This window comes from Sphingobacterium sp. BIGb0165 (genome assembly GCF_024810095.1).
In the GTDB taxonomy this organism is placed as follows: Bacteria; Bacteroidota; Bacteroidia; order Sphingobacteriales; family Sphingobacteriaceae; genus Sphingobacterium; species Sphingobacterium detergens.
In genome coordinates, this window is the sequence record NZ_JANUEB010000009.1 from 282,811 (window position 1) to 295,003 (window position 12,193).

The window sequence follows — 12,193 nt, forward strand, 5'->3', positions numbered from 1 at the left end:
AAATGGACTCTTTTCCTTATCTTTGTCGGATGCAGCAATCATTTGAAAATTTTAAATTCAATAAACAAATCTTAAATGCGATCACAGACGCGGGGTATGAACAACCGACTGAGATCCAAGAAAAGGCAATTACACCGATATTGGCGGGGCAAGATGTGATGGGAATAGCCCAGACCGGAACCGGAAAGACAGCTGCATTTGTATTGCCTATGTTGATGAAATTGAAGTATGCACAAGGAAATGATGCGCGTGCCCTGATCTTGACACCAACCCGGGAGTTGGCGATGCAGATCGAGGAGAACATCAAATTATTTTCTACTTACCTCGATTTACGTTCTGTTGTATTGTATGGCGGATTGGGTCCAAAAACTCAAATAGAAACCCTTGAAAAAGGAGTCGATATTATCGTTGCTACACCAGGTCGATTCCTTGATTTATACTTAGAAGGACATATCGTCGTTAAATCACTCAAATTTTTAGTTTTGGACGAAGCGGATAAGATGATGGATATGGGATTTATCAGCAAAATCCACCGCGTATTGGAAATCGTCCCGCGCAAACGTCAAAATTTATTGTTTTCTGCAACAATGAGTGAGCTTGTTCGTAAGATCGCTGGAGATTTTCTTGCTTTTCCTACTGTAATAGAGGTGTCTGAACAAGCGACACCCGCTAAAACGGTCAGTCAGGCTTTATATCTTGTTCCTAACCAAAAAACGAAGCTGAATTTACTTCAGCATCTATTGAAAGACGATGAAGCTTTTAGCAGACTGATTGTTTTTTGTAAAACAAAACAAGTTGCAGATAACGTTTTTCATTTTCTGGAACGTAAATATGGCAAAGATGAAGTTCGTGTCATTCATGCCAATAAAGGACAGAATACCCGTATAAACTCGATCAACGCATTTAAGGAGGGAAATATCCGTATACTTGTTGCAACGGACGTTGCGGCGCGGGGACTCGATGTTTCCAACGTGAGCCACGTAATCAACTTTGAAGTTCCTATTGTTATAGAAGACTATGTGCATCGTATCGGACGTACCGGTAGAGCCTTCAATGAAGGGGATGCAATCACTTTTTGCAATGAGGCGGAGAAATATTATGTCCGAAAAATTGAGAAATTGATTAAGCAGAGTATTCCGGTGCATCCAATTCCAGAGGAGGTATTTATTGAGAAAACACCTTTTCAGGAGAAACAGGATATAGCACGCGATATTGATAATCAAAAGAAAAAAGACAATCCAGATTATCAGGGAGCCTTCCATGAAAAGAAATATGTGATCAAACAAAAGGAAGTACGTGAAGCACAACGTGCCTCGGGCTTTAAGCCGAAAGCCAAGAGCAAGGGGAAGTCTGGTGGCGCTAAGTCAACAGGATCAAATCGTAATTTCAAGAAGCGATAGTTAAAAAATGCGGTTTACTCCTTTAAATATCGCTAGTGCGTGCTTGGTCGCTTGGTTTGTTATGGAAAATCCCAATGACGAAAAGGCACTATTTACATGGGGAGCATTTATAGCCTTGATGGTACTACTGACGGTAGTCGATATTTTGTTTCGAGTACTTATCAAGGAAAATAAAAAAATGTGGATGTTACAGTTGGTGTTTTTGGTGGTGGTCTGCGTTGCCAGCCTGATCGTTAAAGTGACATTTGCGTAGCGGAAAATTAAAAAATAAGCAGAGATACGATGTATGCCATGGGCTTACAAAACTGAAATCTCAATACTAAATACTCATATCTCAATACTCAATATTAAAATGAAAAAAGCGGAAATAAAATTACAAGTAGAGCTTGACGAAAACAATGTTCCTGAAAACATCATGTGGTCGTCCACAGATGGGAATAATGCAGAAGAATTACCTGCTAAAGCAATGTTTTTAGCACTATGGGATTCACATTATAAAAATTCAATGCGCATTGACCTTTGGACAAAAGACATGCCTTATGATGAAATGAAGCGTTTTTTTTACGAAACTTTACAAACCCTAGGTGATTCATTTATCCGTTCTTCAGGTGGAGATCCCATGGCTGAGAAAGTTATTGGCGACTTGCGTGATTACTGTGCGCATTTTGCCGATAAAATGGAAGTATTAATGCCGCAACAATAGTTTTTAACGCTTAACAAATATTTGACTATGCAATATTTCTTAGTAAAATCTGAACCATTTAAATATAGTTGGGAACAATTTAATAAAGATGGACGGACGTTTTGGGATGGTGTACGCAATTACCAGGCTAGGAATAATATGAAAGCGATGAAAGAGGGGGACTTGGTCCTGTTCTATCATAGCAACGAAGGAAAGGATGTGGTTGGTGTCGCTAAGGTGGTGAAAGAATTTTATCAGGACCCCACAACAGATGATGAACGTTGGGTTGTTGTAGATCTGGCTCCTGTTGAAACATTGAAGAAATCTGTCACCCTGGAGACGATCAAAGCAGATGAACAGTTACAGGATATCGCTTTGGTAAGACAGGGCCGCCTATCGGTAATGCCACTTAAACCTGAGGAATTTGATCGAATCTTAGCCTTAGGTAACGAGGACTAGTTGATTCAGAAGAATGATAGACCAAGGTGCTGCATTGTTGAGCTAGTACGATAAATAAAAAGAGAGAATATATATATGTTCTCTCTTTTTATTTATTGCAATTATAGCATAAGGTATCAGTTCTTTTGGCTGAATAAACTGACCAATGCTTTTAGTTTTTTTGCATTTTCGGGTTTTAATTTCCCTGCCAGAATAAGGCGAAGTTCTCGTCGTTGTAGCGCATCCTCGTAAGCTTTGTGTTCTGACTCTGTTTCAGGGATCAATACAGGGACAGCTTTGGGGTTGTTGTCGGCGTCTACAGCAACAAAGGTATAATAAGCCTCATTGGTTTTTACGCGTGTGCCCTCGGGCAGATTTGATGCGAAAATTTCCATGCGTACCTCTAGGGAGCTGTTAAATGCACGTGTCACTTGCGCTTGTATGGTGACCACTTCACCCAATTTGATCGAACGCTTAAAAGATACATTATCCACAGATACTGTAACGACCACATTGCTACAATGTTTTTGTGCGGCAATAGCTGAACAGATATCCATCCAGTATAATAAACGGCCGCCCATTAGATTTCCAAATGTGTTGGTATCGTTAGGTAGGACCAATTCGTTCATCTCCGTGTATGACTCTCTAGCAAATTTCTCTATCATATCATTTTTTGTCATTATCGTCCAAATTCTTTGAATTGGCTATCAATTATTTCCAAAGATTTCAAAAATGTTGTTGGTAGATAGCCCAGTTCATTTTCAGATTTACTAAGATCAAAACCTGTCTGGCGCGGCCTGTTATCCGCTTGTCCAATACTCGCTGCGCTGATTTCTGAAATCAATGTTTTGTCCAATTTCCAATAATCTGCGATTTTATAAACCGCCTCATTGATGGACATCAACTCCGCTCCAGAGATATGAAATATTCCCTGCGCTTGTCGTTCAATAGCCAATTGACAAGCATACGCTAAATCATCTACAAAGGTAGGCATTCTCCATTGGTCATTAACCACTTTTATAGCTTCTTTTTGGGAAAGCTTTGCCTTTGCCCAAAGGACTAGATTGGAACGATTCGGATCTCCGTTGATACCGTAGACCAAAATTGTACGTAAGATCGTATAATGACAGGAAGACTGCGCGAGTACTTGCTCAGAGGCATATTTGCTTTTACCATACTCACTTTGAGGGTTGGGTGCGTCCAGTTCATTATAGGCATCGCCTTTTTTGCCATCAAATACAAAATCAGTAGAGAGATGGATCAACTGTGTCTTATTTTTTTCGCAGTAACTTGCTAGTGTTTGTACCAGATCTACATTGATCAGCTGGCAGGCCGTTTTATCGGCCTCACATGCTTCCACACTGGTCATGGCAGCGGTGTGTATAATCGCATCAAAAATATGGTTGGATAAAAAATCCGCTAATAGGATCTGATCCAATAAGTCAACTTGATAGAAAATATATCCCGCTTGATTGGGGTTTCTATTCGGGCCTTTTGAAATGGCTGTAACTTCATAAAGATTATTTCCAGCAAGTAGGTCGACGACCTTCTGACCCAAAAAACCATTGGATCCTGTGACAAGAATTTTTTTCATCCGTATACTTATTTTTTTATCTGTGTTTTAATCTTGTGGGTATCTAAAGTACCTTAATAAATCCGCTCTCGTTTGCCCTCGAGCCTAGGCCATATTTTTAAAAGCTCATCTACGGTTTATTTTATCCGTTTTAGTTGGTCCAGATAAAGTCCATTTTACTTGATTGTTTCATGATATTCTCGATCACCGATTTCTCTAGATCCAGAATAGATTTTAATGAATTGTAATCGATCTTGTCTGCATCATCCGTCGGCATATGATAGTCGGGGTGTCCGCCAGTATGGAAGAATAATACTGGAATATTCTTTTTGTAGAATGAAGTCTGATCCGACCCGCCGTTACCGTCTTTGCTTAAATTGAACTTGATCGGCGCTTGGATATCTTTGAAAATAGTCGGCCATTGACTGCTTGTTCCGTATCCGATGACGGCAAGACCATTGTCGGGATTGTAGCGGCCGATCATATCCATATTAAGCATTGCCGTGATTTTTTCCAACGGTAGGGTAGGGTGTTCGGTAAAATATTTGGAACCCACCAAACCCAGTTCCTCGGCCCCGAAAGCGATAAATAATAAATTATAAGGTTCTTTTTCCTTATTGCTGCTAAAATAACGGGCGAGTTCCAATAAACCTGCAGTACCCGAAGCATTGTCGTCGGCTCCATTGTGGATTTTACCAACACCTAGAGAATCTTTCGAGCTACCTTGGTGACCTGTTCCCAAGTGATCGTAATGCGCACCTATCACAACTGTCAACGCTGCTCCATTATCGATAAAACCAATAATATTGTCAGCATTGCGAATACTGTCAGCTACTTTTACCTTCCATACCTTTGCTTTGAAAGATTGGCGATAGCCTTTTTCACCCTTGGGTTGTAATTTATATTTTTTAAACTCCTTTTCGATATAGTCAGCTACTTTGAACACTTCTTTACTACCTGTTCCGCGACCTTGCATTTTGTCATCCGCTAGGTAGTAGATATGTTTTTTTAGATTCGGGATTTCAATTTGTTGTGCTTGTGCCAATTTTGTCACAAAAAGTGCGCAGACGATTAGGAATAAATTTATGTTTTTCATTTTTTGGTATTTAGTATGGAGATCGTCATAACCTATATTACCAGATTGTTTGATAGTCGGATTACAATCCCCGTTCTTAATTTTTTAAAAGAAAAGCCTTGTGATTAACAAGGCTTAGTAAGATATTTCGTTAATCTTCAACGATTTCGCTATGGATACTCGATTTCTCTTCTTTTTCCGTTTTGAAATACCGTTTTTGGAATAATAGTATCAGCACCACACCCACTGAAATAGCGGAGTCAGCAATATTGAATACCGGCCGGAAGAATAGAAACTCTTCACCACCCCAAAAAGGTACCCAAGTAGGGAAAGTACCTTCAATTAAAGGAAAATAAAGCATGTCAACGACCTTTCCATGCAGAAAGGATGAATATCCTCCACCCGCTGGAAATAAAGATGCCCTTTCGTAAAAGGTACTGTCACTGAAGATCACACCATAGAATGCTGAATCAATGATATTTCCCAAAGCACCAGCAAGAATCAGGGCTACATTTAATATAAAGCCACGGTTGTATTTATTCTTGATCATGTAATGTAAACCATACCCGATACCGGCTACGGCAAGTATCCGAAACACGGTCAGGAACAATTTCCCGTAATCACCACCAAATTCCATTCCGTAGGCCATCCCATTGTTTTCAATAAAATGGATTTGGAAGAATTTACCTAATATGTGATGACTTTGTCCAATTGTCATAGAGAGCTTAACCCATATTTTTGACAATTGGTCTATTAAAAGAATCGCGACAATTAGTGCGACTGGTTTCGTATACCCCTTCATTGTGCTATAAAAATGGTCTTTGCCCGCGCAAAGACCATATATTTTTACCTAAAATTAATATTGTTTGTTTTTCGCCTCGATGCTCAACGTCGTATGCGGAACAGCTTTCAAACGTTCTTTTTGGATCAATTTTCCTGTTTCTCTACAGATACCATACGTTTTGTTCTCGATGCGCACCAACGCTGCTTCCAGGTTGTCGATAAACTTCTTTTGACGTGCAGCCAATTGGTTGGTTTGTTCCTTCTCCAAAGTTGCAGAGCCATCTTCTAAGGTCTTGTATGTACCCGCAGTATCGTCTGTACCATTCGCATTGCTGTTATTGAGCGTTGCTGTCAACGAGGAAAGCTCTTCTTTTGCTATTCTAAGCTTGTCCAAGATAATATCTTTGAATTCTTGTAATTCTGAATCGCTATAGCGTGTTTTCTCGTTGTTGTTTGCCATAATTTAATTTTTTTGGATTAATGCCTTAAGTTCTTTGCCATCGATCTCGATGGTCTCTCCTTCAGTTAGTGAATCTTCAAATACCAATGAATCGGCTAGAATTTCGGTGCAAATATAAGATAAATTTTCTTTCGCTGCATTGACTACTTCTAAGGCTGCTGTTAACTTTACGTTAATTCTATCAGTCACCTCAAGTCCTTTTTCCTTCCGTAAATTTTGTAGACGGTTGATCAATTCTCTTGATAAACCTTCTTTCTTCAATTCTTCGGTGATATGAACATCCAATGCTACGGTCAATTTACCCAGATTAGCAACTTGCCATCCCTCCACATCCTCTGCTATAATTTCTACATCGCTTAATAGAATAGTATATGGCGTACCTGTTAGGGCTAATTCACCGGCTGATTCCAATGTGCTGATTTGATCTATAGTCAACGATTGGATAGACGAAGAAACTAACTTCATATCCTTACCAACTTTCGCGCCAAGAGCTTTGAAGTTTGGTTTTATTTTTTTCTTGATTATACCAGTTGTATCCGTAATAAACTCAATATCTTTGATATTGGTTTCTGAAAGTATCAAATCTTTTACTTTTTCCACCTTCTCCTGGAAAGCACTGTCCAATACAGGAACGAGGATTTTGTTTAATGGCTGACGCACATTGATCGACGTTTTCTTACGTAATGAAAGTGTTAAAGACGAAATATCCTGCGCCAGGGCCATACGTTCTTCCAGATCTTTATCCACTAGTTTTTCGTCGTATACCGGGAAGTTGGCTAAGTGAACTGACTCAACTTGTTCCTTATTGGTTGCAGTATTCAAATCCAGGAATAGTCTATCTGAGAAGAATGGCGATATTGGTGACATTAATTTCGCAATGGTATCCAGACAAGTGTATAATGTCTGATATGCAGAAATCTTATCTTCGGTATATTCTCCTTTCCAGAAACGACGACGGCACAAACGAACGTACCAGTTACTTAAGTGTTCATCCACAAAGTTTTGGATTGCACGTGCGGCTTTCGTCGGTTCGTAATCCGCTAGATATTCATCCACTTCTTTCGTTAGTGAATTTAGTAACGAGATAATCCAGCGGTCGATTTCAGGACGATTTTCTAATGCAATATCTGGTTCTGCATAGGAGAACTTATCAATGTTAGCATAAAGTGCAAAAAATGCATAGGTATTGTATAGTGTACCGAAGAACTTACGGCGCACCTCATCCAATCCTTCCATATTGAACTTTAAGTTGTCCCAAGGAGCAGCATTGCTGATCATATACCAACGGGTAGCATCGGCACTATATTGATCGATCGTTGAGAAAGGATCAACACCATTGCCTAAGCGTTTGGACATCTTATTTCCGTTTTTATCCAATACCAATCCATTGGAAACAACGTTTTTGAAAGAGACCGACTTATACATCATCGTGGAGATTGCATGTAGCGTAAAGAACCATCCACGAGTCTGATCAACTCCTTCGGCGATGAAGTCTGCAGGGTATGCATGATTAAATCCATCTTTAAATGGAAACTCTTCACCTTTTGCTAGTTTCTCATGATCCAATCCCCATTGTGCATAAGGCATTGCTCCCGAATCGAACCATACGTCAATTAAGTCAGGCTCACGGAATAATTTTTGACCAGCATCAGAAACAAGCACGATGTCGTCAACATATGGACGGTGTAAATCCAGCTTTTCTGTGTCAAATTTGTCTAGATAGGCTTGGTTTTTCGCTTTCTCATCTGCCGATAGAACATCCGAAGTCAGGGAAGCCTCTAACAAAGACTTTAATTCAGGTAACGAACCGATACAAACCTCTTCATTCTCATCTTCTGAACGCCAGATTGGAAGTGGTGTCCCCCAGTAACGAGAGCGGGAAAGATTCCAGTCCACCAGGTTTTCCAACCAGTTTCCAAAGCGCCCTGTTCCAGTTGCTTCAGGTTTCCAGTTGATAGTCTTATTTAAAGCAACCAGATCCTCTTTTACCGCAGTAGTACGGATAAACCAGCTATCCAATGGATAGTATAAAACCGGTTTGTCTGTACGCCAACAGTGTGGGTAGGTGTGTTCGTATTTTTTAACATCAAATGCTTTATTATCCTCTTTTAGTTTGATCGAGATCAAGACGTCAGTAGGTTTGAAATCTTCTTTCGCACGCTCTTCTGCACTGTAGTATTCCTCTTTTACAAATCGTCCTGCGAAATCAGTGATTTCATTCACGAAACGGCCTGTACGGTCTACCGTAGGAACATCTTTTCCATTTTCGTCTTTGACCAAAATACCCGGTACACCGTGTTCTTTCGCTACACGAAAGTCATCTGCACCATAGGTCGGTGCAGCATGCACGATACCCGTACCATCTTCAGTGGTCACAAAGTCACCCGGGATTACACGGAAAGCATTCTCTTGTAAATCTTCATTGGTGATATAAGGCAACAATTGTTCATAACGCAAGCCTACAAGCTCTTCGCCTACAAATTCTGTTGCAAGTTCCCAAGGGATAACTTTATCACCCAACTTGTAGTCTTGGAAAGAGGCATCTTGCCCCTCTGCTTTAAAATGCTTGCTGATCAGATCTTTTGCCAATACAACAGATACTGGAGCACCTGTGTATTTATTGAAAGTTCTGATTTTGACATAGTTTATTTTTTTGCCAACAACCAGAGCTGTATTGGACGGTAAGGTCCAAGGCGTAGTCGTCCAGGCGATAAATGCAACATCTTCGGCTTCATCATCCACTAATTTTTCAATCGCTGGATGGAGCTGGCTTTTGATCAATCTAAATTCAGCAACAATTGTTGTATCCTTCACATCTTTATACGTGCCCGGTTGATTAAGCTCATGTGAACTCAAACCTGTGCCTGCAGCGGGTGAATAAGGTTGAATAGTGTAACCTTTATACAATAAGCCCTTTTTATACAGCTCTTTTAACAAATACCATAACGTTTCGATGTATTCGTTTTTATACGTGATGTAAGGATGCTCAAGATCGACCCAATAACCCATTTTGTTGGTTAGGTCATTCCATACATCGGTATATTTCATCACTTCCTTGCGGCAAGCGTCATTATATTCTTCTACGGTAATCTTTTTGCCGATATCCTCCTTAGTAATACCAAGAGCTTTCTCGACGGCAAGTTCAATTGGAAGACCGTGGGTATCCCAGCCTCCTTTTCGTTTTACCTGGTAGCCTTTCAATGTCTTGTAGCGACAGAAAATATCCTTAATCGTACGAGCCATCACGTGATGGATTCCAGGCATTCCATTCGCAGAAGGTGGCCCTTCAAAAAATGTATATGACTTGCTCTCAGGGCGATTATTGATACTTTTTTCGAATATTTTTTCCTGTTCCCAACGGGTCAAAATCTCTTTACCAATCTCCGGTAAATTTAACTGCTTATATTCTTTGTACATCAGACTGTTGTATGCTTCTTTTCTAAAGGTCGCTAATTTAGTGAATTATGATGGAAAAAGAAAGAGGGCTTTGTTGCTGTAGTATCATTATATGATGGGCAAAATATTTTTGAAAATCCCCATTACTGTCAATGATCAACGATTACACGATAATGGTGGCTGATGAAGTCGAATTGAAAGCTAGGAGATAGGGAGATTGTAGCAGGAATAAGTTGAATAAAGGGCAGTTTAATTTTCCGAAACCGTTGATCAGGTTTGCTGTTATAGAGGGCTAATACAAAAAAGGGATCGCTATCCGCAATCCCTTTTTCATTGGAATATGTGTAAATTTCAACTTATGCTGAAAAACTACTTCCACAACCACAAGTGCTACTTGCATTTGGGTTATTGAAAGTAAAACCTCTTGCGTCAAGTCCTGATTTGAAGTCAATTTCCATGCCTGCAAGGTATAAGCCGTGTGCTTTGTTCATAAAAATGCGGATTCCTTCAATTTCGTACTCGCTGTCTCCATCTTTTTTCTGGTCAAAACCAAGGATATAACTCATACCTGAACAACCACCACCTTCTACACCGACACGTAAACCAAAATCATCAGAAATTTCTTGCTGATCTTTTAATTTATTGAGTTCCTTGATTGCCCCTTGCGTTAAGGTAACAGGAGCAATTGCTGTATGTTCTGTGCTCATTTTGATAATGTTTTAGCCAATTCTTTAGCAAAAATACATATTTTTAATCGCAAATCGCCCGCCGTAGATTTTTTGACATTTACAAAACATTCGATTTTTATAGGATTGTGTGACTTCAAATAGGAGTTAAACGGATACCTTGTTAATTAGCTAATTCGCATAAATAAGCCTATTTTTCTAAGAACATTTAATAAAATATGGCTTTTTGTCGATATTCTTTATGGAATATGCTATCTTTGAGGCATTAAAATAAAAACAAAATTTACTTTACAACATTTAAAAACAATGGAAAGAGATCAAGCCATTTTTAATTTAATAGCTGATGAGCTGAAACGCCAAGAAGAAGGTATTGAATTAATTGCTTCGGAAAACTTTGTTTCAAAACAAGTGATGGAAGCTGCTGGTTCAGTGTTGACAAATAAATATGCAGAAGGCCTCCCAGGAAAACGTTACTATGGAGGTTGTGAAGTTGTGGATGAAATTGAAACCATCGCAATTGATCGTGCAAAACAATTATTTGGCGCAGAATGGGTAAATGTTCAACCTCACTCTGGAGCGCAGGCGAATGCGGCTGTTTTTTTGGCGACAATCAAACCTGGCGACAAAATTTTAGGTCTTGATTTATCTCATGGTGGACACTTGACTCACGGATCACCAGCGAACCTTTCTGGTAAGATCTATCAACCATTATTTTACGGTGTAAAAGAAGAAACAGGTCTAATTGATTACGAACAGTTGGAAGAAACTGCACTTCGTGAAAAACCAAAAATGATCATCTGTGGTGCTTCAGCTTATTCCCGCGACTGGGACTATGCACGCATCCGTAAAGTTGCTGATGAAATTGGTGCGATTGTTTTGGCTGATATCTCCCATCCAGCAGGTTTGATCGCTCGTGGTTTATTGAATGATCCACTTCCTCACTGTCATATCGTTACAACTACGACACACAAGACGTTACGTGGTCCTCGTGGTGGTATGATTATGGTTGGTAAGGATTTTGAAAACCCTTGGGGCATCAAAACTCCTAAAGGTGAAATCCGTACGATAACGCAATTGTTGGATCTAGCTGTTTTCCCAGGTACGCAAGGTGGTCCTTTGGAGCATACAATTGCTGCAAAAGCAATTGCTTACGGTGAAGCTTTATCTGATGAATACATGGAATATATTGTTCAGGTGAAGAAAAATGCAGCTGCATTGGCACAGTTCTTCGTTGAGCGAGATTATAAGATTATCTCTGGTGGTACAGATAACCATTTGATGTTGGTTGATCTACGTAACAAGGATATTTCTGGTAAAGAAGCTGAGGCCGTATTAGGTAAAGCAGGTATCACAACCAATAAAAATATGGTTCCTTTTGATACACGTTCTCCTTTTGTAACTTCAGGTGTACGTTTCGGTACTGCCGCAATCACTACTCGTGGTATCAAAGAAAATGATATTATTCAAATCGGAGAGTTAATTGATGAGGCATTGAAAAATGCATCCAATGATGCTGAATTGGATAAGATCCATGGTAAAGTGAGAGCCATGATGGCCGAGTTCCCGTTGTATAAATAAGACAAGTCTTTATCATATAGAAAAGCGGAATCATCTTAGGGTGATTCCGCTTTTTCCGTTTTTGATCTTATACGATACCCACCGTGTACTTGCTCTGCCATATGCGAGCCATTAATGCATTT

12 protein-coding genes are annotated in these 12,193 nt (G+C 39.7%); 5 read left to right on the forward strand and 7 right to left on the reverse strand.

Annotated features, from left to right (window positions below; genetic code table 11):
* Positions 1–29: 29 nt before the first annotated feature.
* The 4 genes from M2408_RS21160 (at position 30) to M2408_RS21175 (ending at position 2,541) form a co-directional block, all read left to right on the forward strand.
* Positions 30–1,400 (forward strand): DEAD/DEAH box helicase, encoded by a 1,371-nt coding sequence (locus tag M2408_RS21160; protein WP_259186450.1) that lies wholly within the window; start codon positions 30–32, stop codon positions 1,398–1,400.
* A gap of 7 nt (positions 1,401–1,407) precedes the next feature.
* Positions 1,408–1,653 (forward strand): hypothetical protein, encoded by a 246-nt coding sequence (locus M2408_RS21165; protein WP_259186451.1) that lies wholly within the window; start codon positions 1,408–1,410, stop codon positions 1,651–1,653.
* A gap of 99 nt (positions 1,654–1,752) precedes the next feature.
* Positions 1,753–2,103, forward strand: a complete 351-nt coding sequence (gene gldC / locus M2408_RS21170; protein WP_088160288.1) for a gliding motility protein GldC — start codon at positions 1,753–1,755, stop codon at positions 2,101–2,103.
* A 27-nt stretch (positions 2,104–2,130) separates the two neighbouring features.
* Positions 2,131–2,541 carry an EVE domain-containing protein gene (locus M2408_RS21175; RefSeq protein WP_257093906.1) on the forward strand — a complete coding sequence of 137 codons (411 nt, stop codon included), beginning with the start codon at positions 2,131–2,133 and terminating at the stop codon, positions 2,539–2,541.
* A 116-nt stretch (positions 2,542–2,657) separates the two neighbouring features.
* Here the strand turns inward: M2408_RS21175 and M2408_RS21180 are convergent, their stop codons facing one another.
* The 7 genes from M2408_RS21180 to M2408_RS21210 form a co-directional block, all read right to left on the reverse strand.
* Entirely contained in the window at positions 2,658–3,185 is a 528-nt protein-coding gene (locus M2408_RS21180; protein ID WP_120261652.1) for an acyl-CoA thioesterase, read from the reverse strand.
* Between the two features lie 14 nt (positions 3,186–3,199).
* Entirely contained in the window at positions 3,200–4,114 is a 915-nt protein-coding gene (locus tag M2408_RS21185; RefSeq protein ID WP_259186454.1) for an SDR family oxidoreductase, read from the reverse strand.
* Between the two features lie 130 nt (positions 4,115–4,244).
* Complete coding sequence (locus M2408_RS21190; protein WP_259186455.1) at positions 4,245–5,189, reverse strand: M20/M25/M40 family metallo-hydrolase; 945 nt, start codon at positions 5,187–5,189, stop codon at positions 4,245–4,247.
* A 130-nt stretch (positions 5,190–5,319) separates the two neighbouring features.
* Positions 5,320–5,970, reverse strand: a complete 651-nt coding sequence (locus M2408_RS21195; RefSeq protein WP_259186456.1) for a lipoprotein signal peptidase — start codon at positions 5,968–5,970, stop codon at positions 5,320–5,322.
* 54 nt (positions 5,971–6,024) lie between these two features.
* Positions 6,025–6,411 carry a TraR/DksA C4-type zinc finger protein gene (locus M2408_RS21200; RefSeq protein ID WP_046674049.1) on the reverse strand — a complete coding sequence of 129 codons (387 nt, stop codon included), beginning with the start codon at positions 6,409–6,411 and terminating at the stop codon, positions 6,025–6,027.
* Between the two features lie 3 nt (positions 6,412–6,414).
* Positions 6,415–9,828, reverse strand: a complete 3,414-nt coding sequence (gene ileS, locus M2408_RS21205; protein ID WP_259186458.1) for an isoleucine--tRNA ligase — start codon at positions 9,826–9,828, stop codon at positions 6,415–6,417.
* A 335-nt stretch (positions 9,829–10,163) separates the two neighbouring features.
* Positions 10,164–10,514 carry an iron-sulfur cluster assembly accessory protein gene (locus M2408_RS21210; RefSeq protein ID WP_108635906.1) on the reverse strand — a complete coding sequence of 117 codons (351 nt, stop codon included), beginning with the start codon at positions 10,512–10,514 and terminating at the stop codon, positions 10,164–10,166.
* A 285-nt stretch (positions 10,515–10,799) separates the two neighbouring features.
* On the opposite strand from M2408_RS21210, the gene glyA reads away from it, so the two are divergent.
* A complete protein-coding gene (gene glyA, locus M2408_RS21215) occupies positions 10,800–12,071 on the forward strand; it encodes a serine hydroxymethyltransferase (RefSeq protein WP_259186459.1) in 1,272 nt (423 codons plus the stop codon).
* Positions 12,072–12,193 lie beyond the last annotated feature (122 nt).